Origin of the sequence: Enterobacter cloacae complex sp. SHL001 (assembly GCF_049236825.1) — a bacterium.
Classification (GTDB): domain Bacteria; phylum Pseudomonadota; class Gammaproteobacteria; order Enterobacterales; family Enterobacteriaceae; genus Enterobacter; species Enterobacter hormaechei_C.
Genome location: NZ_JBMKIP010000002.1, coordinates 410,105 through 437,037 on the forward strand (window position 1 = coordinate 410,105; position 26,933 = coordinate 437,037).

The window sequence follows — 26,933 nt, forward strand, 5'->3', positions numbered from 1 at the left end:
AGGATATTCCTGAAATTTCTCTTAAGACTGGTTTTCAGGACTTATGGCGTTAACATAATAAGTGTTTGTTCATAAACACAGGTTCTGATTGACGACGTTGAAGGCTGTATCGTCCCGCATCCGTTTTTTGCTGTTACTCCCCCTTTTTACGGCTGGAGCCGTTCATGGTGCGCCGAAATCCTTCGTGCAGCAGGCGCAAAATCCGTTTGATAACAACGGCGATAGTCTGCCGGATCTCGGCATGGCGCAACCGACCAGCGAAGGCGAAAAGCATCTGGCTGAAATGGCTAAGGCATTCGGTGAAGCCAGTATGACCGATAACGGCCTGACGGCCGGGCAGCAGGCGCGACAGTTCGCGTTTGGCAAGGTGCGGGATGCCGTGAGCGGGGAAGTCAACGAGCAGATTGAATCCTGGCTTTCACCCTGGGGAAACGCCAACGTCAATGTGCTGGTGGATGACGACGGCAACTTTAACGGCAGCAGCGGAAGCTGGTTTATCCCCTGGAACGACAACACCCGCTATCTGAGCTGGAGCCAGCTTGGGCTGACGCAGCAGACAGACGGGCTGGTGAGTAACGTCGGGGCAGGTCAGCGCTGGGTTGCCGGAAACTGGCTGCTGGGCTACAACACTTTTTACGACAACCTGCTGGAAGACAACCTGCAACGTGCCGGACTGGGCGCAGAGGCGTGGGGTGAAAACCTGCGCCTGTCGGCCAATTACTACCAGCCGTTCGCTGGCTGGCAGCCGCGTTCCGACATCCGCGAGCAGCGCATGGCGCGCGGGTACGACGTAACGGCCAAAGCCTGGCTTCCCTGGTTTCACCACCTGAACACCAGCGTCAGCTTTGAACAGTATTTTGGCGATAACGTCGATCTGTTTAACAGCGGTACGGGGTATCACAACCCGGTTGCGGTCAACCTGGGGCTGAACTATACCCCCGTACCGCTGGTCACCCTGACGGCTGCCCATAAACAGGGGGAGAGCGGCGTTAGCCAGAATAACCTCGGGCTGAAGCTCAACTATCGTTTTGGCGTGCCGCTGGCGAAACAGCTTTCCGCCGGGGAAGTGGCGGCGACGCGCTCGCTGCGGGGCAGCCGCTATGATTCACCCGATCGCGATAATCTGCCCGTGATGGAATTCCGTCAGCGCAAAACCCTCTCGGTATATCTGGCCACGCCGCCGTGGGATCTTAAGCCAGGCGAAACGGTGATGCTGAAGCTGCAAATTCGCAGCACGCACGGTATCCGGCAGATCCACTGGCTGGGTGATACCCAGGCGCTCAGCCTGACCTCACCGGCAAACGGCAACAGCAGCGATGGCTGGAGTGTGATCATGCCTGCATGGGATGATTCGGAAGGGGCGAAAAATACATGGCGGCTTACGGCCGTGGTGGAAGATAAGGATGGGCAGCGTGTCTCCTCCAATGAGATCACGCTTTCCGTGGTGCAACCGCTCGTCGCAACGCCTGCCGACGATCCACGGTGGAAGTTGCTGCCGGATGAGTAAGTTAAAAAATGCGCTCCTGATGCACCCAGACGGCGGCTTCGACGCGGGATTTTAACTTCATTTTTTTCAGCATGTGTTTGACATGCACTTTGACCGTGCTCTCGGTGATGTCCAGACGGCGGGCGATCATTTTGTTCGGCAGCCCCTGGGCAATCAGCTTCAGAATGTCACGCTCGCGCGGGGTCAACTGGCTGACGTCGCGGTCAGACGTGGCGCGGTTCGCACGCAGGCTGGCGGCCAGTACCGGCGTTAACGCTTCACTCAGCACCATCTCGCCTGCGGCAGCCTGTTGCAGCGCCTTGAGCAGATCTTCCGGCTCCATATCTTTCAGCAGATAGCCGTCTGCCCCTCGCTTGAGGGCGGTGACCACGTCTTCTTCATGGTTTGAGACGCTGAAGACCACCACCCGGCCAGAGAGGGATTTCTCCCGCAGCTTGTCGAGGGTTTCCAGGCCATTCATGCCCGGCATGTTGAGATCGAGCAAGATCAAATCAGGATCGAGCGATTCGGCAAGTTCAATACCCTGTTCGCCGTTGCTGGCTTCCCCGACGACGGTGATATCTGGCGCCATGCTGACAAGCTGTTTAACGCCAGTGCGCAGCATCGGATGATCGTCAATCAACAGGATAGATGCCGGTTCCTGATTAGTCATGGTTTTCTCCTTGAGCAGTTATGAGGGGCTTTTCGGGTATAAAGGTGACCACAACTTCGGTGCCACCTGACTCTCCCCGGCGAACCTGGCAATCACCGCGCAGGCTTTGCGCGCGGTCTCGCATAATAATTAAACCATAGTGGTTCGTTCGTTCGGCATTTTCCGGCACGCCGCGGCCGTTATCCTGAACCCTGAGCTTCACCTGATTATCCTGGCAGCTGACGGTGACCGTGACGGCCGTCGCCTCGGCATGCTTGAGCACGTTGCTCAGGGCTTCGCGGGCAATTTGCAGCAAGTGGATCGCCTGGTGAGAGGGGACAAAACGCGGTGGCAGCTGGTAATCCAGCTTCACCGGGAAGCCCAGCCGGGCGCTAAACTCCTGACAGCTGGATTCCAGCGCAGGACGCAGCCCCGGCTCTGTGAGCTGCAAACGGAAGGTGGTCAGCAGCTCGCGAAGCTGAATCCACGAGGTGTTAAGCTCGTTGCGGATCTGGCTGAGCAGCTGTTTGCTGCTCTCGGGCATGCCTTCATCCTGCATTTGCAGGCAGCTCACCTGCATCTTCATGCAGGAGAGGGACTGGGCGATGGAGTCGTGCAGCTCGCGGGCGATGGTGGCACGCTCCTCCATCACGATCAGCTGCTGCTGTTTCTCCTGGTGGCGGTCGAGCGCCAGCGTGGCCGTGAGCTGCTCAACAAGCGTATCGACCAGTTGCTGCTGGTCGTGGCTCAGGTGACGTCCGGCGGGCAGGGTGGCCAGCAAAATACCGTACTGGGTATGGCTGTCCATCAGCCGCCACTTGAGGGTCGTGCCGCTGGTGGTAAGCGGCGGCAAGCCGCGCGGGCACAGATGACACCCTTTATCGTCGCAGGAGATGTCCGACTGACAGGTAAATTCCTGATGGTTTTCCTCATCTTCAACGTCGTAAACCCGAAGCTCAAGATCGCGGAGCAGAGTCAGATTTTGCAGGCCGTTCAGTACCGGCGAGAGACGTTCGCAAAGCGGGACCTGCATATGCAGGCGACGGTTCGCCTGCCAGAGGAAAGAGAGGATCTCGTTTTTCTGCTCAAGCCCGGCGGTTTTCTCCTGGACGCGTTGTTCCAGTACCGCGTAGCTTTCTGATAGCTCTGCCGACATGGTGTTGAGCGCCTCGCCGAGCATCGCCATTTCGTTGCGCCCGCTGATGTGCGTGCGCTGGGTAAAATCGCGCTGTGTGACGGCGCGGGCCATCGCCAGGAGCTGTTTCCAGGGATTAAGCAACCGCGCGCGTAGCCAGATAACCGTGAAAATCAGCAGCAAACCCATAAACAGCGCCATTGCGCGGTGAACCATCACCACACGGTCAATGCGTAACTCAGTGGTGCGATCGAATGAGGAGACAAGATGATCGATGCGTGACACAAACCCGGCGACGTCCCGGGCGACCGTTTCCCGGTCTTCCGCCCGCTTTAACCCAGGCTCCAGCTGGGTATGCCAGTAGCCCTGAAGCGCCTTAAGCTGAGATTGCTGGCCGTCACGGATGGCGGCTCTTTCCAGTTCAGGGCTGAATGCGGTACGCTCCATTTCGTCGATAAGCGGTTGGTCAGCCTGCGTCAGCGGCACCGACGCCAGCAGCCGGTAACTCTGCATACGTAGCGAGCCTGCCTCGTTGATGGCATGCGCGTTACCCTGTACACCCTGTACCAGCCAGCCAGAAATAGCCATGCCGGTCACGCCGATAGCGGTGGACAGCAGAACAATAAGCGCCAGCTGGTTAACCAGCGTCAGCGGAGATAAACATCTTTTTAACATAGAGTTGCCGGGCTCCTGACGTGACCTGATTGCAGGAATGGCGCTATTCTGGTGCATACCCTGGAGTATACCCATACCAATAAAGGATTACCTCTAAATTGCCAGAGGGGTAACGGTTAGTGGGTGGACGAAGCAGGGATGCGTCAGCACCGTGAAAAACCACACCTTTTTTACGTTTTGCATCTACTCATTAAGAGTGATGGCTTTTTTTTCGCCGCAAAACCTCCCACTTTTCCTTTGATTTATATCAACTTACCGCCGCCCTAAAGCCCTAATGTTTGCAGCATCATTCGAGAATCAGAGGTGTCTATGAGTCACTCTTCCGCTCCCGAAAGGGAAACTGGTGCCGTTATTACAGACTGGCGTCCAGAGGATCCGGCGTTCTGGCAACAGCGCGGCCATCGTGTAGCAAGTCGTAATCTGTGGATTTCCGTTCCATGTCTGTTACTGGCGTTTTGCGTCTGGATGTTGTTTAGTGCGGTTGCGGTTAACCTGCCAAAAGTGGGCTTTACCTTTACCACCGATCAGCTGTTTATGTTGACCGCGTTGCCGTCGCTTTCAGGCGCACTGCTGCGCGTTCCTTACGCGTTTATGGTGCCGGTCTTTGGTGGTCGTCGCTGGACGGCTTTCAGTACCGGGATCATGATCGTACCGTGCGTGTGGCTCGGTTTTGCGGTGCAGGATACCTCCACACCGTTTAGCGTATTCGTGATTATCTCTCTGCTGTGCGGTTTTGCGGGGGCGAACTTTGCGTCCAGTATGGCAAACATCAGCTTCTTCTTCCCGAAAGCGAAGCAGGGTGGTGCGCTGGGCATTAACGGCGGCCTCGGTAATATGGGCGTGAGCGTGATGCAGCTGATTGCCCCGCTGGCGATCTCTGTCTCCATCTTTGCGGCCTTTGGCGGCGGCGGTGTGACGCAGCCCGACGGTTCCGTGCTGTTCCTGCAAAACGCCTCCTGGATTTGGGTACCGTTCCTGGTGGTCTTTACCCTGGCGGCGTGGTTCTTCATGAACGATCTGTCCGCGTCCAAAGCGTCACTGAGCGAGCAGCTGCCAGTGCTGAAGCGTGGCCACCTGTGGGTGATGGCGCTGCTGTATCTGGCGACCTTCGGCTCGTTCATCGGTTTCTCAGCAGGCTTTGCCATGCTGTCTAAAACCCAGTTCCCGGACGTGCAGATCCTTCAGTTTGCCTTCTTCGGTCCGTTTATCGGCGCGCTGGCACGTTCGCTGGGCGGGATGATCTCCGACCGTCTGGGGGGAACGCGCGTTACGCTGGTGAACTTTGTTGTGATGGCCATCTTCTGTGCGCTGCTGTTCCTGACGCTGCCTGCGGGTGGTGAGGGGGGTAACTTCTTTGCCTTCTTCGGCGTATTCATGGTGCTGTTCCTGACCGCCGGGCTGGGCAGTGCGTCTACTTTCCAGATGATCTCTGTCATCTTCCGCAAGCTGACCATGGACCGCGTCAAAGCGCAGGGTGGGAGCGACGAGCAGGCAATGCGTGAAGCCGCCACCGATACCGCTGCGGCGCTTGGGTTTATCTCTGCGATTGGCGCGATTGGCGGCTTCTTTATTCCAAAAGCGTTCGGCATCTCACTGGATCTGACCGGCTCTCCGGCGGGTGCGATGAAAATATTCCTCGTCTTCTATATCGCCTGCGTGGTCATCACCTGGCTGGTATATGGCCGTAATACCAAGAAAAACAAGTAAGCTTGATTATCCGTTTGCGCGGCCTGAGTGCCGCGCTTTTTTTAATCGCTAAATAGTTACAACATACTAATAGCTTTTCCTGTGGTCATACGCAGGTAACGCTGTGATCGCCATCGCTTTACAGGTGTTTCTACCCCTTAATACCTAAGATGTTAAATTTTGCCTCGCTTATTGTACGATAAATAAAATATATCTATATAAATCATAAAGTTAAAAAATATTAACGGCTACCGCTTTGGTGGTATTTGATCTAATACCCCCCCTCAGAGTCCCCCTTCGTCTTGATCGTTATCAATTCTCACCATCTTTCATAGCGTTACCTTCGCTGCAAATCAGCAATGTCGATTTAGAGAGCCACAGGCTCCACACAGGAGATACCCGATGAGCAAATTTTTGGACCGGTTTCGCTACTTCAAACAGAAGGGTGAAACTTTTGCCGATGGGCACGGCCAGGTTCTGGATACCAACCGGGACTGGGAAGACGGTTACCGTCAACGCTGGCAGCATGACAAAGTTGTCCGTTCTACCCACGGCGTAAACTGCACTGGCTCATGTAGCTGGAAGATTTTCGTTAAAAACGGTCTGGTGACCTGGGAAATGCAGCAGACCGATTATCCGCGTACCCGTCCGGATATGCCGAACCACGAGCCGCGCGGCTGCCCGCGTGGGGCCAGCTACTCCTGGTATCTCTACAGCGCCAACCGTCTGAAATACCCGCTGATGCGTAAACGCCTGATGAAAATGTGGCGTGAAGCGAAAGTGCAGCACAGCGATCCGGTTGATGCCTGGGCCTCCATCATTGAAGATGCCGACAAAGCGAAAAGCTTCAAGCAGGCGCGTGGTCGCGGTGGTTTCGTTCGCTCTTCCTGGAAAGAGGTGAACGAGCTGATTGCGGCTTCCAACGTCTACACCGTGAAAACCTACGGTCCTGACCGTGTGGCAGGCTTCTCGCCAATCCCGGCGATGTCGATGGTCTCTTACGCCTCCGGCGCGCGCTACCTGTCACTCATCGGTGGTACCTGCCTGAGCTTCTACGACTGGTACTGCGACCTGCCGCCAGCGTCACCACAGACCTGGGGTGAGCAGACCGACGTGCCGGAGTCCGCCGACTGGTATAACTCCAGCTACATCATCGCCTGGGGCTCTAACGTTCCGCAGACCCGTACCCCGGATGCGCACTTCTTTACCGAAGTACGTTACAAAGGGACCAAAACCGTCGCCGTGACCCCGGACTACGCCGAAATCGCCAAACTGTGCGACCTGTGGCTGGCGCCGAAACAGGGTACCGATGCCGCAATGGCGCTGGCGATGGGCCACGTCATGCTGCGTGAATTCCACCTCGACAAGCCAAGCCAGTATTTCACCGATTACGTGCGTCGCTACACCGACATGCCAATGCTGGTGATGCTCGAAGAGCGTGACGGCTATTACGCCGCAGGCCGTATGCTGCGTGCCGCGGATCTGGTGGACGCGCTGGGTCAGGAAAACAACCCGGAGTGGAAAACGGTCGCCTGCAACAGCAACGGCGAGCTGGTGGCGCCAAACGGTTCTATCGGCTTCCGCTGGGGCGAAAAAGGCAAATGGAACCTGGAGCAGCGTAACGGCACCACGGGTGAAGAGACGGAGCTGCGTCTCAGCATGCTGGGCAGCCAGGATGAGATCGCCGATGTCGGCTTCCCGTACTTTGGTGGTGAAGGTTCCGAGCACTTCAACAAGGTTGAGTTGCAAAACGTTCTGATGCACAAGCTGCCGGTGAAGCGCCTGCAACTGGCGGACGGTTCTACTGCTCTGGTCACTACCGTCTACGATCTGACCATGGCGAACTACGGCCTGGAGCGCGGCCTGAACGACGAAAACTGCGCGACCAGCTATGATGACGTGAAGGCTTATACCCCAGCCTGGGCGGAGCAGATCACCGGTGTGCCACGCGCCCAGATCACCCGTATCGCCCGCGAATTTGCGGAAAACGCCGACAAAACCCACGGTCGCTCCATGATCATCGTCGGTGCCGGTCTGAACCACTGGTATCACCTCGATATGAACTATCGTGGCCTGATCAACATGCTGATCTTCTGCGGCTGCGTCGGGCAGAGCGGCGGCGGCTGGGCGCACTACGTGGGCCAGGAAAAACTGCGTCCGCAGACCGGCTGGCAACCGCTGGCGTTTGCCCTTGACTGGCAGCGTCCGGCCCGTCACATGAACAGCACCTCCTACTTCTATAACCACTCCAGCCAGTGGCGCTACGAGACGGTTACCGCCCAGGAACTGCTGTCGCCGATGGCGGATAAATCCCGCTACAGCGGCCACCTGATTGACTTCAACGTGCGCGCTGAGCGTATGGGCTGGCTGCCGTCTGCGCCGCAGCTGGGTACGAACCCGCTGCGTATTGCGGAAGCGGCGAAGCAGGCGGGCATGTCACCGGTGGACTACACCGTTAAATCCCTCAAAGACGGCTCAATCCGCTTCGCGGCAGAACAGCCGGAGAACGGTAAAAACCATCCGCGTAACCTGTTCATCTGGCGCTCAAACCTGCTGGGTTCGTCCGGTAAAGGCCACGAGTACATGCTGAAATACCTGCTCGGTACCGAAAACGGTATTCAGGGTAAAGATCTCGGCAAGCAGGGCGGCGTGAAGCCGGAAGAAGTGGAGTGGAAAGACAACGGTCTCGACGGCAAGCTGGATCTGGTGGTGACGCTGGACTTCCGTCTGTCCAGTACCTGCCTGTACTCCGACATCGTGCTGCCTACTGCCACCTGGTACGAAAAAGACGACATGAATACGTCGGATATGCATCCGTTTATTCATCCGCTGTCTGCGGCCGTTGACCCGGCGTGGGAATCAAAAAGCGACTGGGAAATTTACAAAGACATCGCGAAGAAATTCTCTGAAGTCTGTGTAGGGCACCTGGGCAAAGAGACCGACGTGGTGACGCTGCCAATCCAGCACGACTCCGCTGCCGAACTGGCTCAGCCGCTGGACGTGAAGGACTGGAAAAAAGGCGAGTGCGATCTGATCCCGGGCGTAACCGCGCCGCACATTATTCCGGTTGAACGTGATTACCCGGCAACTTACGAACGCTTTACCTCTATCGGCCCGCTGATGGAGAAGATCGGTAACGGCGGTAAAGGCATCGCCTGGAACACCCAGAGCGAAATGGATTTGCTGCGCAAGCTCAATTACACCAAAGCAGACGGCCCGGCGAAAGGCCAGCCGATGCTGAACACGGCAATTGATGCGGCAGAGATGATCCTGACCCTGGCCCCGGAAACCAACGGCCACGTGGCGGTGAAAGCGTGGGCGGCCCTGAGCGAGTTTACCGGTCGTGACCACACGCACCTGGCGAAGAATAAAGAGGAAGAGAAAATCCGCTTCCGCGATATTCAGGCCCAGCCGCGCAAGATTATCTCCAGCCCGACCTGGTCTGGCCTCGAAGATGAACATGTGTCCTATAACGCCGGATACACCAACGTTCACGAGCTGATCCCATGGCGCACGCTTTCTGGCCGTCAGTCTCTGTATCAGGATCACCAGTGGATGCGTGACTTCGGTGAAAGCCTGCTGGTTTACCGTCCGCCAATCGACACCCGCTCCGTGAAAGCGGTGATGGGCGCGAAATCGAACGGTAACCCTGAGAAGGCGCTGAACTTCCTGACGCCGCACCAGAAGTGGGGTATCCACTCCACCTACAGCGACAACCTGCTGATGCTGACCCTGTCGCGCGGGGGGCCAATCGTCTGGATGAGCGAAGCGGACGCCAAAGATCTGGGTATCGAAGATAACGACTGGATCGAAGTGTTCAACAGCAACGGCGCCCTGACGGCACGAGCGGTGGTGAGCCAGCGTGTACCGGCCGGGATGACCATGATGTACCACGCGCAGGAACGTATCGTTAACCTGCCGGGGTCTGAGATCACCGAGCAGCGCGGCGGTATTCACAACTCCGTGACCCGTATTACGCCGAAGCCGACCCACATGATCGGTGGTTATGCCCAGCTGGCCTACGGCTTTAACTACTACGGCACCGTAGGATCGAACCGCGATGAGTTCGTGGTGGTACGTAAGATGAAGAATATTAACTGGTTAGATGGCGAAGGTAATGACCAGGTACAGGAGAGCGTAAAATGAAAATTCGTTCACAAGTCGGCATGGTGCTGAATCTGGATAAATGCATCGGCTGTCATACCTGCTCAGTCACCTGTAAAAACGTCTGGACCAGCCGTGAAGGTATGGAGTACGCCTGGTTCAACAACGTGGAAAGTAAGCCGGGCACCGGCTTCCCGACCGACTGGGAAAACCAGGAGAAGTGGAAGGGCGGCTGGATCCGTAAAATCAACGGCAAACTGCAACCGCGCATGGGTAACCGTGCCATGTTGCTGGGAAAAATCTTCGCTAACCCGCATCTGCCGGGCATTGATGATTACTACGAGCCGTTTGATTACGACTACCAGAACCTGCACAACGCGCCGGAAAGCAAACACCAGCCGATCGCCCGTCCTCGCTCGCTGATCACCGGCCAGCGCATGGACAAAATTACCAGCGGTCCAAACTGGGAAGAGATTCTGGGCGGCGAGTTTGAAAAACGCGCCAAAGACCAGAACTTCGAGAACATGCAGAAGGCGATGTACGGCCAGTTCGAAAACACCTTCATGATGTACCTGCCGCGCCTGTGCGAACACTGCCTTAACCCGGCGTGTGTGGCGACCTGCCCAAGCGGCGCCATCTACAAGCGTGAAGAAGATGGCATTGTGCTGATCGACCAGGACAAGTGCCGCGGCTGGCGTATGTGCATCACCGGCTGCCCGTACAAAAAAATCTACTTCAACTGGAAGAGCGGTAAGTCTGAGAAGTGCATCTTCTGCTACCCGCGTATCGAAGCCGGTATGCCGACAGTCTGCTCAGAAAGCTGCGTAGGTCGTATCCGCTACCTCGGCGTGCTGCTGTACGACGCGGACGCGATTGAAAATGCCGCAAGCACCGAGAACGAGAAAGATCTGTATCAGCGTCAGCTGGACGTCTTCCTCGATCCAAACGATCCAAAGGTTATTGAGCAGGCGCTGAAAGACGGTATTCCGCAGAGCGTAATCGACGCCGCGCAGCAGTCTCCGGTGTACAAAATGGCGATGGACTGGAAGCTGGCCCTGCCGCTGCATCCGGAATACCGCACGCTGCCGATGGTCTGGTACGTGCCGCCGCTGTCGCCGATTCAGTCTGCGGCGGACGCGGGTGAGCTGGGCAGCAACGGCATTCTGCCGGACGTGGAAAGCCTGCGTATCCCGGTTCAGTATCTGGCCAACCTGCTCACCGCAGGGGATACCCAGCCGGTACTGCTGGCGCTGAAACGTATGCTGGCGATGCGTCACTTCAAACGTGCCGAAACCGTTGACGGCGTTAACGATACCCGCGCGCTGGAGGAGGTTGGTCTGACCGAAGCGCAGGCGCAGGAGATGTACCGCTATCTGGCAATCGCTAACTACGAAGATCGTTTCGTGGTGCCGAGCAGCCACCGTGAACTGGCTCGCGAGGCCTTCCCGGAGAAAAGTGGGTGTGGCTTTACCTTTGGCGACGGTTGCCACGGGTCAGACAGCAAATTCAACCTGTTCAACAGCCGCCGCATTGACGCGATGGATGTGACCAGCAAAACGGAGCCGCACCAATGATTGAACTCGTCATTGTTTCGCGTCTGCTCGAGTACCCTGATGCTGCGCTTGTGCAGCATCAACAGGAACTCTTTGATGCACTCGCGTCATCTGAAAACCTGGATAAAGAGGATGCCCAGAAGCTGGGCGTTTTCCTCCGCGATCTGCTGGCACGCGATCTTCTTGATGCGCAGGCGGACTACAGCCAGCTGTTTGACCGGGGCCGTGCCACGTCTCTGCTGCTGTTCGAACACGTTCACGGTGAATCCCGCGACCGTGGTCAGGCGATGGTGGATCTGATGGCCCAGTACGAGCAGCACGGTTTGCAACTCGACAGCCGCGAGCTGCCGGATCACCTGCCGCTGTATCTGGAATATCTGGCGCAGTTGCCGAAAGAGGAAGCGCTGGGCGGGTTGCAGGACATTGCTCCTATTCTGGCGTTACTCGGCGCGCGTCTCCAGCAACGTGAGAGCAGCTATGCAGTCCTGTTCGACCTGCTGGTGAAACTGGCTAACGCCTCGGTTGACAGTCAAAAAGTGGCGGAAAAAATTGCGGATGAAGCCCGTGACGATACCCCACAAGCACTGGATGCCGTCTGGGAAGAGGAGCAGGTGAAATTCTTTGCTGACCAGAGCTGTGGCGAATCTGAAATCTCCGCGCATCAGCGTCGTTTTGCCGGAGCGGTGGCTCCGCAATATTTGAATATCTCTAACGGAGGACAGCACTAATGCACTTCCTGAATATGTTCTTCTTTGACATTTACCCGTATATCGCGGGCACCGTGTTCCTGGTGGGAAGCTGGCTGCGTTATGACTATGGCCAGTACACCTGGCGTGCTGCCTCCAGCCAGATGCTGGATCGTAAAGGGATGAACCTGGCGTCAAACCTGTTCCACATCGGGATTTTGGGAATTTTCGCCGGCCACTTCCTGGGGATGCTGACCCCGCACTGGATGTACGAAGCGTGGCTGCCGATTGACGTGAAGCAGAAGATGGCGATGATTGCCGGCGGCGCCTGTGGCGTGATGACCCTGGTGGGTGGTCTGCTGCTGCTGAAACGACGTCTGTTCAGCCCACGCGTGCGGGCTACCACGACCGGAGCGGACATCCTGATCCTCTCCCTGCTGATGGTGCAGTGTGCGCTTGGTCTGCTGACCATTCCATTCTCTGCGCAGCATATGGACGGCAGCGAGATGATGAAGCTGGTTGGATGGGCGCAGTCTGTCGTGACCTTCCGCGGGGGCGCTTCTGAGCATCTGGACGGCGTGGCGTTTATCTTCCGCGTTCACCTGGTGCTGGGTATGACCCTGTTTGTGCTGTTCCCGTTCTCTCGCCTGGTGCACATCTGGAGTGCGCCGGTGGAGTACCTGACGCGTAAATATCAGGTTGTGCGTGCTCGTCGCTGATTCGCTGTATTAATACAACCCCGCATTTGCGGGGTTTTTTTTGTCCCCGATCCAGGGGGGCGTGCGGATGCCGGGTGGCGGCTGCGCCTTACCCGGCCTACAGACCCTATTCGTAGCCCCGGTAAGCGAAGCGCCACCGGGGAAAACAGGCAGGGAAGGATTACTCCCGGCATCGAGAAATATGGAGCATTGTGCTTGAGTGAGTGCTTAAGAATCTGGAAGTGATGGTGGTGGGGGAAGGATTCGAACCTTCGAAGTCGATGACGGCAGATTTACAGTCTGCTCCCTTTGGCCGCTCGGGAACCCCACCAGGGGTAATTCATATTTTGAGGTAAAGCTGGAGATGGTGGTGGGGGAAGGATTCGAACCTTCGAAGTCGATGACGGCAGATTTACAGTCTGCTCCCTTTGGCCGCTCGGGAACCCCACCACGGGGTAATACTTTTAACTGGCCTGCTTCCTGTTGGAAGCGGGGCGCATCATATCAAATGAGACGCCCCTGTAAAGCATTCCTTTAGGAAAATGAAGCTGTTTGCCTGCTTTTTATCCGTAAAGGCGTAAAGCTAATCAATTCATTTTCCGAGGGATTAAAGAATAATCGTTCTGTTGCCGTACACAAAGACGCGCTGAGCAAGTACCTGATACAGCGCACGGCTCAGTACGTTCTTCTCAACGTCACGGCCAGCACGCATCATATCTTCTGCCGTATAGGTGTGATCCACGTGGATCACGTCCTGCATGATGATTGGACCTTCGTCCAGATTGTCATTCACGTAGTGCGCGGTTGCGCCAATGATCTTCACCCCACGCTCGTATGCCTGGTGATAAGGACGCGCGCCAATAAAGGCTGGCAAGAAGGAGTGGTGGATGTTGATAATTTTGTTCGGGAAGCGTGCCACAAAGGATGGCGTCAGCACGCGCATATATTTCGCCAGCACCACGTAGTCCGGGTTATGCGCTTCAATCGCAGCTGCCATCAGGTTGTCGTGCTCTTCACGGGTATGGCCTTCGTGACTGACCAGTTCAAACGGAATGTCGAAACGTTCTACCAGCGTACGCAGCGTTTCGTGGTTGCCAATGACGGCGGCAATTTCTACGTCCAGGCCACCGTAGTTGGCTTTCATCAGCAGATCGCCCAGGCAGTGCGCCTCTTTGGTGACCAGAATGACAATGCGGCGACGGCCCGCCGGGTTCAGCTCGCGCACCGAGCCTTCCGGCAGGGCGCTGTCCAGATCGGCAAGCAGGGTTGTGTCGTTGAAAATGCCTTCCAGTTCGGTACGCATAAAGAAGCGACCGGTACGGTGGTCAACGAACTCGTTGTTCTGCACGATATTCAGTTCATGCTTGTAGCAAATGTTGGTAATTCGTGCGATCAGCCCTTTTTGATCGGGACAGATAGTGCGCAGAACTTTACGTTGTAATGATTGCATCGCCGGGAAATCCTGTTTATGTATTTGCGAAGTCTGAGTTGTCAGGCATTACTGCCGCAACACTTTTTAAATTTTTTTCCTGAACCACAGGGGCAGGGATCGTTACGACCGAATTGCGGACGTGTGCCGTCAATATAATACCATTGCCCGCTGTCCTTTAAGAACCGTGAGCGCTCAATGATGGCGCCGGGTTTGTTTTGTTCGCTAAAGCGGGCGACAAAACTGACATAGCCCTCGTTGGCATCGCGGCCGGGAGCGGCTTCAAAGACGGTGAGGCCCAGCCAGACGGTGTTGGCAAATCCGGCTTCAATCTCTTGGCGAAAATCGGCAGCATGGCAGGACGGATGCCAGGTTTTAATCAGGTAGTCTGCGTTTTTGATCACAAAAGCAGTATACCGCGAGCGCATAAGGTGTGACGGCTCTGGTGCAACCTGCTCGCCAGAAAGATATCGCTGGCAACATAGGCTATACTCCAGAGCGCTACCACAGGGGCAGAGTTGAGACACGATTCTCTTCCTGGAACAAAAAATAAGGCGTTAAACGCTTAAGGTAGCAATATGTTAACTGAGCAGGTGCGTTGACGCTATGTCAGGAATCCAGGGGAAGTAAAACAGGGCTAATGAGAAAGGTAAAAATTGGACTGGCGTTGGGCTCAGGTGCAGCCCGGGGTTGGTCACATATTGGCGTTATCAATACCTTAAACCAGATGGGGATTGACGTTGATATTGTCGCAGGATGTTCTATCGGGTCGCTGGTCGGATCCGCGTACGCCTGCGGTAAGCTCCCGGAGCTTGAAAGCTGGGTGCGCTCCTTCAGATACTGGGATGTGCTGCGCCTGATGGATCTCTCCTGGCAGCGTGGCGGCCTGCTGCGCGGCGAACGCGTGTTCAATCAGTTTCGTAAGATAATGCCCCTCGCTGACTTCAGCCACTGCCAAATGCCTTTCGGTGCCGTTGCAACCAACCTCAGTACGGGCAGGGAGTTATGGCTCACTGAAGGGGATATTCATCTCGCCGTTCGCGCATCCTGTAGCATGCCGGGGTTAATGGCGCCTGTGCCTCACAACGGCTACTGGCTCGTTGATGGGGGCGTAGTGAATCCTGTACCCATCTCTCTGACCCGCGCCATGGGGGCGGATATCGTTATTGCCGTGGATTTACAGCACGACGCACACCTTATGCAGCAAGATTTGATGCCGGTTAATCTTCAGAGCGATGACGCGGAAGAAGAGAAACTTGCCTGGCATGCACGATTACGCGGCAGAATAGGGCGCCTGACCGCCCGTCGCGCGGTGACCGCGCCGAACGCCATTGAAATCATGACGACCTCTATTCAAATCCTTGAGAATCGCCTGAAGCGAAACCGTATGGCTGGCGATCCTCCGGATATTCTTATTCAACCCTATTGTCCACAAATCTCTACCCTTGATTTCCACCGGGCTGAGGCCGCCATAGCAGCGGGCTCGTTAGCCGTCGAAAAGAAAATAGATGAACTGTTGCCTTTTGTGCGTACAGCACGTTGAGCACTTTTTTGATTACTTCAGCAAAATCTGACAGGCGATAGTACCAATAGCATGCCACTATTGAGTAACTGTCAGCCAGGGGAGGAACCATGACACAGCCATTGGCCGGAAAACATATTTTGATAGTTGAAGACGAGCCCGTTTTCCGATCGCTACTGGATTCGTGGTTATCCTCACTGGGTGCAACCACGTCCCTTGCCGAAGATGGCGTCGAGGCACTGGAAAAAATGGCCAGCATGGCGCCTGATCTGATGATCTGCGACCTTGAGATGCCGCGCATGGACGGATTAATGCTGGTGGAAAACCTGCGTAATGAAGGTTATCAGACACCGATACTGGTGATCTCGGCCACCGAAAATATGGCGGATATTGCTAAGGCGTTGCGTTTAGGTGTGCAGGATATTCTGCTCAAACCGGTTAAAGATTTGAACCGTCTGCGTGAAACGGTGTTGGCCTGCCTGTATCCCAATATGTTTAATTCCCGGGTGGAAGAAGAAGAACGTCTTTTCCAGGACTGGGATGCTTTAGTCAGTAATCCGCTCGCGGCCGCGAAGCTGCTTCAGGAACTTCAGCCGCCGGTGCAGCAAAATATCTCTCATTGCAGAGTAAATTATCGCCAGCTGGTAGCGGCTGACCAGCCTGGGCTGGTGCTGGATATTGCGCCGTTATCAGATTCTGACCTCGCTTTTTATTGCCTGGATGTTACCCGGGCGGGAGATAACGGCGTTCTGGCGGCCTTATTACTCCGTGCGCTGTTTAATGGATTGCTACAGGAACAATTATCCCATCAGGGGCAACGACTTCCTGAGTTAGGCAGTTTACTAAAACAGGTCAACCAACTTTTTCGCCAGGCCAATTTGCCGGGGCAGTTCCCGCTTCTGGTTGGCTATTATCACAGCGGGTTGAATAACCTTATTCTGGTCTCTGCGGGTTTAAATGCCACACTGAATACTGGCGAACACCATATTCAGGTGAGTAACGGCGTGCCGTTGGGTACGCTGGGAAATACTTACTTTAATCAAATTAGCCATCGCTGCACCTCCTGGCAGTGCCAAATTTGGGGTGCCGGAGGGCGGTTACGCTTAATGTTGTCCACGGAGTAAGCAGTCAGATTTTATTTTTCAGATTGCTTTACCTGTGTTTTTGCTGGCAGTGCTACTATCGCTGCAAGTTTCATGCGTATTTGTCTTAATTGATCGGCAACGCGTTCTTTTCAGACCCGTATTAGTGGCTGAGACTGTATACTCAACGCGTTATTCAATGCATAAAAGTTCAAAACTTGAACAGTTCAGGAGAATTTCAATGGCTGCCCTTAATTCGAAAGTCAGAAAGGCCGTTATCCCGGTGGCGGGATTGGGTACCAGGATGTTGCCAGCGACGAAGGCAATCCCAAAAGAGATGCTGCCTCTGGTTGATAAGCCATTAATCCAGTATGTCGTGAATGAATGTATTGCAGCAGGTATCACCGAAATTGTGCTGGTGACGCATTCATCTAAAAACTCTATCGAAAACCATTTCGATACCAGTTTCGAACTCGAAGCAATGCTGGAAAAACGCGTTAAGCGCCAGCTGCTGGAGGAAGTGCAGTCTATTTGCCCTCCACACGTTACCATTATGCAGGTTCGTCAGGGCCTGGCGAAAGGCCTGGGGCACGCAGTATTGTGTGCACACCCGGTAGTGGGTGATGAGCCGGTCGCGGTTATTCTGCCTGACGTGATTCTTGATGAGTACGAGTCCGATCTTTCTCAGGAAAACCTGGCGGAAATGATTAAACGCTTCGACGAAACCGGCAGCAGCCAGATTATGGTTGAGCCAGTCGACGACGTGACCGCTTACGGCGTGGTTGACTGCAAAGGCGTTGACCTGCAACCTGGCGAAAGCGTACCGATGGTTGGCGTTGTTGAAAAACCTAAAGCGGACGTCGCGCCGTCTAACCTTGCTGTCGTTGGTCGTTACGTCCTCAGTGCTGAAATTTGGGCTCTGCTGGCGAAAACGCCTCCGGGTGCGGGCGATGAAATCCAGCTGACGGATGCTATCGATATGCTGATCGAGAAAGAGACCGTGGAAGCCTACCATATGAAAGGTAAGAGCCATGACTGCGGGAATAAGCTCGGTTATATGCAGGCATTCGTCGAATATGGTATTCGCCATAACAGCCTGGGTGAAGAATTTAAAGCCTGGCTCAAAGGTAGCGTGGGTATTAAGTAATAAACTCACAGCCCAGTGAACAAGACCGGTGGAGCGATGTCCACCGGTTTTTTTATGCCTGTCGCTCCGTAATTGGCGGGGGATTGTCAAGGACGTTAAATAGGGAGCCTCACAATATGACAGAATGTAAGGAGATGTTCGGGCGAATATTACAGGCATAAAAAATCCCGCATTAAGCGGGATTTTTCAGAATCTTTCCAGATTAATCCTTGATCAGGAAGTCATCCAGTTGTTTACCTTGTTCGTCCATTGCTTTCTTGATTACAGCAGGAGTACGGCCCTGGCCGGTCCAGGTTTTCTCTTCGCCGTTCTCATCGATGTAGCTATATTTAGCAGGACGTGCCGCGCGTTTTGCTTTGGTACCGGTTTTAGCCGCAGCCATGCTGTTCAGCAATTCGTTTGGATCGATACCATCGGCAATCAGCATTTCACGATACTGTTGCAGTTTACGTGTACGTTCCTCGATTTCAGCCGCAGCAGCGCTTTCTTCTTCACGACGTTCGTTAACTACAACTTCTAATTTTTCGAGCATTTCTTCAAGCGTCTCAAGGGTACATTCTCTTGCCTGCGCACGAAGAGTACGGATGTTGTTCAGAATTTTAAGTGCTTCGCTCATTGTAGTAATCTCAAACTTATAATGGGGGTGGGTTTGTTGTCCTAATAATAGAGCCTTAATTTCACTTGTGCAATAGGTGGGAATGTAAGGAATTCAAAAAATACAAAATAAACGACGCTATTATTAATTACGCTAACTTAAATTTCATTGTTTGTTGGGTCTGTGAGATATCGTTTCAAACGGCAAAAGCGCGTCATTTGCGTGTATGTTTTGTGACTTTTACCTCAGGAATTATAGTTGCGGTTGATAAATATCAGCCTTTTGTATTACCCCGAGTAAGCGCAGCGAAGACAAGAATAGTTAATAAATAGTGAATTTTAATGAACGAAGAAGACACTATAAAAAGAAGTGTTATCTCTGGTTGCGGACTCACCTTATTGTCAGTGTTTAATGCCTTTACTGCCTGTTTTAACGCATTATTTTGCGCCACTCGCGAAGGATTTACTGATGCATGGCAGGCTGGAGAGCGCAGCCCGCCGCTGATGACGGTACAAAATATGGTACAATGATCCATCGGGAATATTACACATTGATTAGGGTTCTTCGGCCAATGGCACAACTTTATTTCTACTATTCGGCAATGAATGCAGGGAAATCGACGGCGTTACTGCAATCCTCATACAATTATCAGGAGCGGGGGATGCGTACCGTAGTTTATACCGCCGAAATCGACGATCGCTTTGGGGCAGGGAAGGTGAGCTCAAGAATAGGGCTCTCGTCGCCTGCAAGGCTGTTTAACCCTGAAACGGACCTGCTGGAGGACATTCGTGCCGAGCATGCCTTCAAGCCTGTCCATTGCGTTTTGGTAGATGAAAGCCAGTTCCTGACCCGAGAGCAGGTCCATGCGCTTTCAGAGGTCGTTGATGAGCTGGATATTCCCGTTCTTTGCTATGGATTACGTACCGATTTTCGTGGGGAGTTATTTGCCGGCAGTCAGTATCTGCTCGCCTGGTCGGATAAGCTGGTTGAGCTGAAAACAATCTGCTTTTGTGGCCGCAAGGCAAGTATGGTTCTTCGCCTGGACCAGTCGGGTAAACCCTATGCTGATGGCGAGCAGGTGGTGATAGGAGGCAATGAACGTTATGTCTCGGTCTGCCGCAAGCATTATAAAGAGGCGCTGGCTGTAGGCTCGCTGACGGCGTTACAGGGCGACAATCGAAAATAATAAGAATGTTTTACGGATCCTCAGATATAAAAAAACCCGCCAGCGGCGGGTTTTTTTATCATACTGTCAATCAAGCATTTTTCTTCGCTTTCTTGTCAGCCTTTACAACTGCGGGGATTTCAACTTTTACGGCAGCGACATCGCTTTCAGTGAAGTTACGACCGTAATAAGTATCCAGCAGGATCTGTTTCAGTTCGGAAATCAGTGGGTAGCGCGGGTTAGCACCAGTACACTGGTCATCGAATGCATCTTCAGACAGCTTATCTACGTGAGCGAGGAAGTCAGCTTCCTGAACGCCTGCTTCGCGGATAGATTTAGGAATACCCAGTTCAGCCTTCAGGCTCTCCAGCCATGCCAGCAGTTTCTCGATCTTCGCGGCAGTACGGTCGCCCGGTGCGCTCAGACCCAGGTGATCTGCGATTTCAGCATAACGACGGCGCGCCTGTGGGCGGTCGTACTGGCTGAATGCAGTCTGCTTGGTCGGGTTGTCGTTGGCGTTATAGCGGATAACGTTGCTGATCAACAGGGCGTTCGCCAGACCGTGAGGAATGTGGAACTGTGAACCCAGCTTGTGCGCCATGGAGTGACAGACACCCAGGAAGGCGTTAGCAAACGCAATGCCCGCGATGGTTGCCGCACTGTGTACACGTTCACGCGCAACAGGGTTTTTCGAACCTTCGTTGTAAGAAGCTGGCAGGTTTTCTTTCAGCAGTTTCAGCGCCTGCAAAGCCTGACCGTCAGAGAACTCAGAAGCCAGTACGGAAACGTAAGCTTCCAGAGCGTGAGTTACCGCATCCAGACCACCGAACGCACACAGTGATTTCGGCATTTCCATGACCAGGTTGGCGTCAACGATAGCCATATCTGGCGTCAGTGCGTAGTCAGCCAGCGGGTATTTCTGACCGGTTGCGTCATCAGTCACAACGGCAAATGGCGTCACTTCTGAACCGGTACCGGAAGTGGTGGTGACGGCGATCATTTTCGCTTTCACGCCCATTTTCGGGAACTTGTAGATACGTTTACGGATATCCATAAAGCGCAGCGCCAGTTCTTCGAAGTGAGTTTCCGGATGTTCGTACATCACCCACATAATTTTCGCGGCGTCCATTGGGGAACCGCCACCCAGTGCGATGATCACATCAGGTTTGAAGGAGTTCGCCAGTTCAGCGCCTTTACGTACAACGCTCAGGGTTGGGTCAGCTTCAACTTCAAAGAAGACTTCAGTTTCGACGCCAGCCGCTTTCAGAACAGAGGTGATCTGGTCTGCATAGCCATTGTTGAACAGGAAACGGTCGGTCACGATGAGCGCACGTTTGTGGCCATCAGTAATCACTTCATCCAGCGCGATTGGCAGAGAGCCGCGGCGGAAGTAGATAGATTTCGGAAGTTTGTGCCACAACATGTTTTCAGCTCGCTTAGCAACGGTTTTCTTGTTGATCAGGTGTTTTGGACCAACGTTTTCAGAGATGGAGTTACCACCCCAGGAACCACAACCCAGAGTCAGGGAAGGTGCGAGTTTGAAGTTGTACAGGTCACCGATACCACCCTGAGAAGCAGGAGTGTTGATCAGGATACGTGCCGTCTTCATCTTCTGACCGAAGTAAGCAACACGCTCAGGCTGGTTATCCTGGTCGGTGTACAGGCAAGAGGTGTGGCCGATACCGCCCATCGCCACCAGCTTCTCTGCTTTATCTACCGCGTCATCGAAATCTTTCGCACGGTACATTGCCAGCGTCGGGGAGAGTTTCTCGTGAGCAAACGGCTCACTTTCATCAACGACTTTCACTTCACCAATCAGAATCTTGGTGGTAGCAGGGACGCTAAAGCCAGCGAGCTCAGCGATTTTATACGCAGGCTGACCTACGATAGCCGCGTTCAGCGCACCATTTTTCAGAATCACGTCCTGAACGGCTTTCAGTTCTTTACCTTGCAACAGGTAGCCGCCGTGGCTGGCGAAACGTTCACGAACGGCGTCGTATACCGAATCAACCACGACAACAGACTGTTCAGATGCACAGATAACGCCGTTATCGAAGGTTTTAGACATCAGCACAGAGGCAACAGCACGCTTGATATCAGCCGTTTCGTCGATCACCACAGGGGTATTACCTGCGCCTACGCCGATGGCTGGTTTACCGGAGCTGTACGCAGCTTTAACCATACCAGGACCACCGGTCGCCAGAATCAGGTTAATGTCCGGGTGATGCATCAGTGCGTTGGACAGTTCAACAGAAGGTTGGTCGATCCAGCCGATGAGATCTTTTGGCGCACCCGCCGCAATGGCAGCCTGAAGCACGATATCTGCTGCTTTGTTGGTGGCATCCTTCGCACGTGGATGCGGGGAGAAAATGATTGCGTTACGTGTCTTCAGACTGATGAGAGATTTGAAGATGGCGGTAGAGGTTGGGTTAGTGGTTGGAACGATACCGCAAATGATGCCGATCGGTTCTGCGATGGTGATGGTGCCGAAAGTATCGTCCTCTGACAGCACACCGCAGGTTTTCTCATCTTTATAGGCGTTGTAGATATACTCTGAAGCAAAGTGGTTTTTGATCACTTTATCTTCAACGATACCCATGCCGGATTCGGCAACGGCCATTTTAGCGAGAGGGATTCGAGCATCAGCAGCAGCCAGAGCGGCCGCGCGGAAGATTTTATCAACCTGTTCTTGGGTGAAATTGGCATATTCACGCTGGGCTTTTTTTACGCGCTCGACGAGGGCGTTCAGTTCAGCGATATTGGTAACAGCCATAATGCTCTCCTGATAATGTTTAAACTCTTTTAGTAAACCAGCGCTCGATACGTCTGACAGTATAGTCAGAGCCGATCCCACTTGCGTAACACACAGTAAAACAAAGGATTACTCACTGCTCCAGCTCACTAATTTACTAAAAGAGCCTTACCTTAGCATCATACCTTTTTGATAGGTGATCTCCCTGGCGGCGTAACCAAGATTACTCACTTCTGAGTACGAAAATTATGATCGAGATCAATTTTGTCCTAAGCTGATACCTTTCAGCAGGGTTATTTTGTGCTAATTATTCTACTGTTAAATAATTAAGTAACTATTGGAAGCAGCGATATCATTGATTACACAAATGTTTAACATCATGAATTGATAACGTTTAAGAACAGATTTCTGGTGAAGTATGCGGCTAAAAAGCGTATCTTCAGCGCGGATTTATCATGACACGCAGTTTATCCCTGGCCATGCTCAATTGCGGAGCTTAATGTGATTCAAACGCTCTTTGATTTCCCTACATATTTCAAGTTTTTTATCGGCTTGTTTGCTCTGGTTAACCCGGTAGGGATCATCCCTGTCTTCATTAGTATGACCAGCTATCAGACGGCTGCGGCACGAAATAAAACCAACCTGACGGCAAACCTGTCGGTGGCGATCATCCTACTTACGTCTCTTTATCTCGGGGACGCCATTCTTCAGGTCTTCGGCATCTCGATTGATTCGTTCCGTATAGCAGGCGGGATCCTGGTGGTGACGATTGCCATGTCGATGATCAGCGGCAAGCTGGGGGAGGATAAACAGAACAAGCAGGAAAAATCAGAGACAGCTATCCGCGAGAGCATCGGGGTTGTGCCACTGGCGCTGCCGCTGATGGCGGGCCCGGGGGCGATCAGTTCCACCATTGTCTGGGGAACGCGCTACCACAGCCTGATGCACCTCATTGGCTTTTCTGTTGCCATTGCGCTGTTCGCGCTGTGCTGCTGGGGCGTATTTCGTATGGCGCCATGGCTGGTTCGCTTGCTGGGACAAACGGGCATCAACGTGATTACCCGTATCATGGGTCTGTTGTTAATGGCGTTGGGCATCGAATTTATCGTTACCGGTCTAAAAAGTATATTCCCCGGGTTAGTACACTGACTTTCATTTGAAAGAGCGGAGCCAGCGGCTCCGTTGTTTTTACGTGATTATCTGCAAATCATATAAATAAAGTTGAAATAGGCGCCAGTCATAATAAGTTCTACTAATAATCCTCTTCTGTTGTTTTTCAAGGGGTTGTTTATTTTCATTTCCCCTTGCCGCGCATAAATCCCTCAAACCCTTTGTTATTTTACTCACATGATACTCTGGGGCTTGCTGACAGATAACCGAAATGATATTAGTAATTTCGACGCTGACTCAGACGAATGTGCTAAATAATAATCAATTGTTAAATTATCGTGAAAAATCGTTCAGCCAAGCTTTGTCGTCGCGTTTGTAGCAACAAAATTTCTTATCTGTATGAATTACATCTATTTTTGTTGATTTCGGCGTAAGCCAGGGTTGGCACCACAGTTATGCCAGCCATCGTAAAAGAGAAATGCTTAACAAATTTGCAAAATGTATTGGCGAGAGTTGGCACCATTTGGTACTTTCCGGCCTTATATTTTGCAGCATTAAACAAGTTGATGAGAACTATTTTCATATAGCCCTCACATAAGATATCCAACGCATCTCTCTGACAGGGGAGAGGTGTAAAGAATCGACGCAAGACCGCCGTATGAGCGGTCAGTAATAATGAAGTCGGTGATAGCAAGAAGTAAAAAAAAGAACCTGACAGTAGCAAAAAAAACTCCTGCGCTGTACAGGCCCCAACAGGGGATTACACAACTGGCGAAGGCCGGTCATTATAATGAGTGGAGTATCAACACAATGTCCATCATCACAAAAAAAAATCTGGTAGCGGCGGGGATTTTAACTGCGCTAATCGCGGGCAACGCTGCAATGGCTGCGGACGTTCCTGCTGGTGTTCAACTGGCTGAGAAGCAAACGCTGGTACGTAATAACGGTGCGGAAGTGCAGTCTCTTGATCCGCACAAAATTGAAGGTGTTCCAGAGTCTAACGTTAACCGCGATCTGTTTGAAGGTCTGCTGGTGACTGACGTAGACGGCCACCCGGCTCCGGGCGTGGCGGAAAAATGGGACAACAAAGATTTTAAAGTCTGGACCTTCCATCTGCGTAAAGATGCGAAATGGTCTGACGGTACGCCGGTTACCGCCGAAGATTTCGTCTATAGCTGGCAGCGTCTGGCGGATCCGAATACCGCCTCCCCGTATGCGAGTTACCTCCAGTATGGCCATATTGCCAATATCGATGACATCATCACGGGTAAAAAGCCAGTTACCGACCTGGGCGTAAAAGCCATCGATGCCAACACCTTTGAAGTGACGTTGAGCGAACCTGTTCCGTACTTCTATAAGCTGCTGGTTCACCCGTCCGTCTCCCCGGTACCAAAATCCGCAGTAGAAAAATTTGGTGAAAAATGGACGCAGCCTGCGAATATCGTGACCAACGGTGCATATAAGCTGAAGGACTGGGTCGTTAACGAACGTATGGTGCTGGAGCGCAACCCGCAGTATTGGGATAATGCGAAGACCGTTATCAATCAGGTCACCTACCTGCCAATCTCTTCTGAAGTGACGGACGTAAACCGCTACCGCAGCGGTGAAATCGACATGACCTATAACAATATGCCGATTGAACTGTTCCAGAAGCTGAAAAAAGAGATCCCTAAAGAAGTTCACGTCGATCCGTATCTGTGCACCTACTATTACGAAATTAACAACCAGAAAGCACCGTTCACCGACGTACGTGTTCGTACCGCACTGAAGCTGGCTCTGGATCGCGACATTATCGTGAATAAAGTGAAGAATCAGGGCGACCTGCCGGCTTACAGCTACACCCCGCCTTACACCGACGGTATGAAGCTGGTTGAACCTGAATGGTTCAAATGGTCCCAGGAAAAACGTAACGAAGAAGCGAAAAAACTGCTGGCTGAAGCTGGCTATACCGCCGACAAGCCGCTGACCTTTAGCCTGTTGTACAACACCTCCGATCTGCATAAAAAGCTGGCTATTGCCGTCGCGTCAATCTGGAAGAAAAACCTCGGCGTGAACGTGAAGCTGGAAAACCAGGAATGGAAAACCTTCCTCGATACGCGCCACCAGGGAACCTTTGACGTGGCTCGTGCAGGATGGTGTGCGGACTATAACGAACCGACCTCATTCCTGAACACCATGCTGAGCGACAGTTCGAACAATACCGCACACTATAAGAGCCCGGCGTTTGATAAGCTGATTGGCGAAACCCTGAAGGTGGCAGATGACGCCCAGCGCGCCGATCTGTACGCGAAATCAGAACAACAGCTCGATAAAGACTCTGCGATCGTTCCGGTTTACTACTACGTTAACGCCCGCCTGGTGAAACCATGGGTAGGGGGTTATACCGGTAAAGACCCGTTGGATAATATTTCCGTTAAGAATCTTTATATTATCAAGCATTAATGGCAATACGTGGGGCGAGCGAGCTTGCCCCACTGTGTCTATTTTGTAACATTCATCAGGCACACGCCAGAAGGTACGGGCAATGTTGAAATTTATCCTGCGTCGCTGTCTTGAAGCGATTCCAACGTTATTTATTCTAATTACAATTTCCTTCTTCATGATGCGTCTTGCACCGGGCAGTCCTTTTACCGGTGAACGCACGCTTCCGCCAGAAGTTATGGCCAACATCGAAGCGAAATACCATTTAAACGATCCTATCACCACGCAGTACTTCAACTATCTGAAGCAGCTTGCACACGGTGATTTTGGTCCGTCATTTAAATATAAAGACTATTCCGTTAACGACCTGGTGGCGTCCAGCTTCCCGGTATCGGCTAAATTAGGGGCTGCTGCATTTATCCTGGCCGTTGTTCTCGGTGTCACTGCGGGCGTTATCGCTGCGCTAAAACAAAATACCCGATGGGATTACGCCGTAATGGGGGTCGCAATGACCGGGGTGGTTATCCCCAGCTTCGTTGTCGCGCCGTTGCTGGTCATGATATTCGCCATAACCCTGAAATGGCTTCCCGGGGGCGGCTGGAACGGCGGGGCGCTGAAGTTCATGATATTGCCGATGGTGGCATTATCTCTGGCCTACATCGCCAGCATCGCCCGTATTACCCGCGGTTCAATGATTGAAGTCCTGCACTCGAACTTCATCCGTACCGCCCGTGCGAAAGGGCTGCCGATGCGCCGGATTATTTTCCGTCATGCCCTCAAGCCTGCACTGTTACCGGTACTCTCCTATATGGGTCCGGCTTTCGTCGGCATTATCACGGGTTCAATGGTGATTGAAACCATTTATGGTCTGCCGGGCATCGGGCAGCTGTTTGTTAACGGGGCGCTTAACCGTGACTATTCGCTGGTGCTGAGCCTGACGATCCTCGTGGGCGCGCTGACCATTCTGTTTAATGCCGTTGTCGATGTGCTATATGCCGTTATCGACCCGAAAATCCGTTACTAACTGGAGCACGC

Annotated in this window: 20 protein-coding genes and 2 tRNA genes; 14 read left to right on the forward strand and 8 right to left on the reverse strand. The window is 53.2% G+C overall.

The window, feature by feature from the left end; genetic code table 11:
* The first annotated feature begins 88 nt into the window (after positions 1 to 88).
* Entirely contained in the window at positions 89 to 1,507 is a 1,419-nt protein-coding gene (locus tag ACOTYH_RS07440; protein ID WP_421637648.1) for a YchO/YchP family invasin, read from the forward strand.
* A gap of 1 nt (position 1,508) precedes the next feature.
* On the opposite strand, the gene narL is transcribed toward ACOTYH_RS07440, so the two are convergent.
* Together narL and narX are read right to left on the reverse strand one after the other, a co-directional pair.
* The gene (gene narL, locus ACOTYH_RS07445) at positions 1,509 to 2,159 is read right to left on the reverse strand and encodes a two-component system response regulator NarL (protein WP_003856701.1); all 651 of its coding nucleotides are present in this window, start codon (positions 2,157 to 2,159) and stop codon (positions 1,509 to 1,511) included.
* Positions 2,152 to 3,948 carry a nitrate/nitrite two-component system sensor histidine kinase NarX gene (narX, locus tag ACOTYH_RS07450; RefSeq protein WP_032669674.1) on the reverse strand — a complete coding sequence of 599 codons (1,797 nt, stop codon included), beginning with the start codon at positions 3,946 to 3,948 and terminating at the stop codon, positions 2,152 to 2,154. Before narX ends, narL begins: the two co-directional genes overlap by 8 nt.
* A gap of 309 nt (positions 3,949 to 4,257) precedes the next feature.
* On the opposite strand from narX, the gene ACOTYH_RS07455 reads away from it, so the two are divergent.
* From ACOTYH_RS07455 to narI, 5 genes are all read left to right on the forward strand, one after another.
* Positions 4,258 to 5,655: a NarK family nitrate/nitrite MFS transporter gene (locus ACOTYH_RS07455; protein ID WP_017693303.1), complete on the forward strand. Its 1,398-nt coding sequence runs from the start codon at positions 4,258 to 4,260 to the stop codon at positions 5,653 to 5,655.
* Between the two features lie 381 nt (positions 5,656 to 6,036).
* Positions 6,037 to 9,780 carry a nitrate reductase subunit alpha gene (locus ACOTYH_RS07460; protein ID WP_032669675.1) on the forward strand — a complete coding sequence of 1,248 codons (3,744 nt, stop codon included), beginning with the start codon at positions 6,037 to 6,039 and terminating at the stop codon, positions 9,778 to 9,780.
* Positions 9,777 to 11,312, forward strand: a complete 1,536-nt coding sequence (narH, locus tag ACOTYH_RS07465; protein ID WP_017384243.1) for a nitrate reductase subunit beta — start codon at positions 9,777 to 9,779, stop codon at positions 11,310 to 11,312. Before ACOTYH_RS07460 ends, narH begins: the two co-directional genes overlap by 4 nt.
* Entirely contained in the window at positions 11,309 to 12,019 is a 711-nt protein-coding gene (gene narJ / locus ACOTYH_RS07470; protein ID WP_022651366.1) for a nitrate reductase molybdenum cofactor assembly chaperone, read from the forward strand. Before narH ends, narJ begins: the two co-directional genes overlap by 4 nt.
* The gene (gene narI / locus ACOTYH_RS07475) at positions 12,019 to 12,696 is read left to right on the forward strand and encodes a respiratory nitrate reductase subunit gamma (RefSeq protein ID WP_017384241.1); all 678 of its coding nucleotides are present in this window, start codon (positions 12,019 to 12,021) and stop codon (positions 12,694 to 12,696) included. The genes narJ and narI overlap by 1 nt, the downstream gene beginning before the upstream one ends.
* Positions 12,697 to 12,921: 225 nt before the next feature.
* Here narI and ACOTYH_RS07480 read toward each other — a convergent pair.
* The 4 genes from ACOTYH_RS07480 to ACOTYH_RS07495 all read right to left on the reverse strand — a co-directional run bounded on the left by ACOTYH_RS07480 (position 12,922) and on the right by ACOTYH_RS07495 (position 14,631).
* Positions 12,922 to 13,006, reverse strand: a tRNA-Tyr gene (locus ACOTYH_RS07480).
* 34 nt (positions 13,007 to 13,040) lie between these two features.
* Positions 13,041 to 13,125, reverse strand: a tRNA-Tyr gene (locus ACOTYH_RS07485).
* A gap of 157 nt (positions 13,126 to 13,282) precedes the next feature.
* Positions 13,283 to 14,125 (reverse strand): formyltetrahydrofolate deformylase, encoded by an 843-nt coding sequence (gene purU, locus ACOTYH_RS07490; RefSeq protein ID WP_003856715.1) that lies wholly within the window; start codon positions 14,123 to 14,125, stop codon positions 13,283 to 13,285.
* Between the two features lie 41 nt (positions 14,126 to 14,166).
* Positions 14,167 to 14,631 (reverse strand): YchJ family protein, encoded by a 465-nt coding sequence (locus ACOTYH_RS07495; RefSeq protein ID WP_026094296.1) that lies wholly within the window; start codon positions 14,629 to 14,631, stop codon positions 14,167 to 14,169.
* Between the two features lie 113 nt (positions 14,632 to 14,744).
* Here ACOTYH_RS07495 and rssA point away from each other — a divergent pair, with 113 nt between their 5' ends.
* From rssA to galU, 3 genes are all read left to right on the forward strand, one after another.
* The gene (gene rssA, locus ACOTYH_RS07500; protein WP_032653830.1) at positions 14,745 to 15,647 is read left to right on the forward strand and encodes a patatin-like phospholipase RssA; all 903 of its coding nucleotides are present in this window, start codon (positions 14,745 to 14,747) and stop codon (positions 15,645 to 15,647) included.
* 89 nt (positions 15,648 to 15,736) lie between these two features.
* Positions 15,737 to 16,750 carry a two-component system response regulator RssB gene (rssB, locus tag ACOTYH_RS07505; protein ID WP_421637649.1) on the forward strand — a complete coding sequence of 338 codons (1,014 nt, stop codon included), beginning with the start codon at positions 15,737 to 15,739 and terminating at the stop codon, positions 16,748 to 16,750.
* A 199-nt stretch (positions 16,751 to 16,949) separates the two neighbouring features.
* Positions 16,950 to 17,855: a UTP--glucose-1-phosphate uridylyltransferase GalU gene (gene galU, locus ACOTYH_RS07510; RefSeq protein WP_003856723.1), complete on the forward strand. Its 906-nt coding sequence runs from the start codon at positions 16,950 to 16,952 to the stop codon at positions 17,853 to 17,855.
* A 202-nt stretch (positions 17,856 to 18,057) separates the two neighbouring features.
* Here galU and hns read toward each other — a convergent pair whose 3' ends face one another.
* A complete protein-coding gene (gene hns / locus ACOTYH_RS07515; protein WP_003856724.1) occupies positions 18,058 to 18,471 on the reverse strand; it encodes a histone-like nucleoid-structuring protein H-NS in 414 nt (137 codons plus the stop codon).
* A gap of 320 nt (positions 18,472 to 18,791) precedes the next feature.
* Here hns and ACOTYH_RS07520 point away from each other — a divergent pair, with 320 nt between their 5' ends.
* Both ACOTYH_RS07520 and tdk read left to right on the forward strand, forming a co-directional pair.
* Positions 18,792 to 18,980, forward strand: coding sequence for a hypothetical protein (locus ACOTYH_RS07520; RefSeq protein ID WP_123906382.1), 189 nt, complete (start codon positions 18,792 to 18,794; stop codon positions 18,978 to 18,980).
* Between the two features lie 41 nt (positions 18,981 to 19,021).
* A complete protein-coding gene (gene tdk / locus ACOTYH_RS07525) occupies positions 19,022 to 19,636 on the forward strand; it encodes a thymidine kinase (RefSeq protein WP_026080678.1) in 615 nt (204 codons plus the stop codon).
* Between the two features lie 70 nt (positions 19,637 to 19,706).
* On the opposite strand, the gene adhE is transcribed toward tdk, so the two are convergent.
* On the reverse strand, positions 19,707 to 22,388 hold the full coding sequence (adhE, locus tag ACOTYH_RS07530) for a bifunctional acetaldehyde-CoA/alcohol dehydrogenase (RefSeq protein WP_032103375.1): 2,682 nt from the start codon (positions 22,386 to 22,388) through the stop codon (positions 19,707 to 19,709).
* A 480-nt stretch (positions 22,389 to 22,868) separates the two neighbouring features.
* Here adhE and ACOTYH_RS07535 point away from each other — a divergent pair, with 480 nt between their 5' ends.
* The 3 genes from ACOTYH_RS07535 (at position 22,869) to oppB (ending at position 26,922) form a co-directional block, all read left to right on the forward strand.
* A complete protein-coding gene (locus tag ACOTYH_RS07535) occupies positions 22,869 to 23,516 on the forward strand; it encodes a YchE family NAAT transporter (protein WP_421637650.1) in 648 nt (215 codons plus the stop codon).
* A 771-nt stretch (positions 23,517 to 24,287) separates the two neighbouring features.
* The gene (gene oppA / locus ACOTYH_RS07540) at positions 24,288 to 25,919 is read left to right on the forward strand and encodes an oligopeptide ABC transporter substrate-binding protein OppA (protein ID WP_017693312.1); all 1,632 of its coding nucleotides are present in this window, start codon (positions 24,288 to 24,290) and stop codon (positions 25,917 to 25,919) included.
* Positions 25,920 to 26,001: 82 nt separating this feature from the next.
* Positions 26,002 to 26,922, forward strand: a complete 921-nt coding sequence (gene oppB, locus ACOTYH_RS07545) for an oligopeptide ABC transporter permease OppB (RefSeq protein ID WP_003856738.1) — start codon at positions 26,002 to 26,004, stop codon at positions 26,920 to 26,922.
* The last annotated feature ends 11 nt before the right edge of the window (positions 26,923 to 26,933 follow it).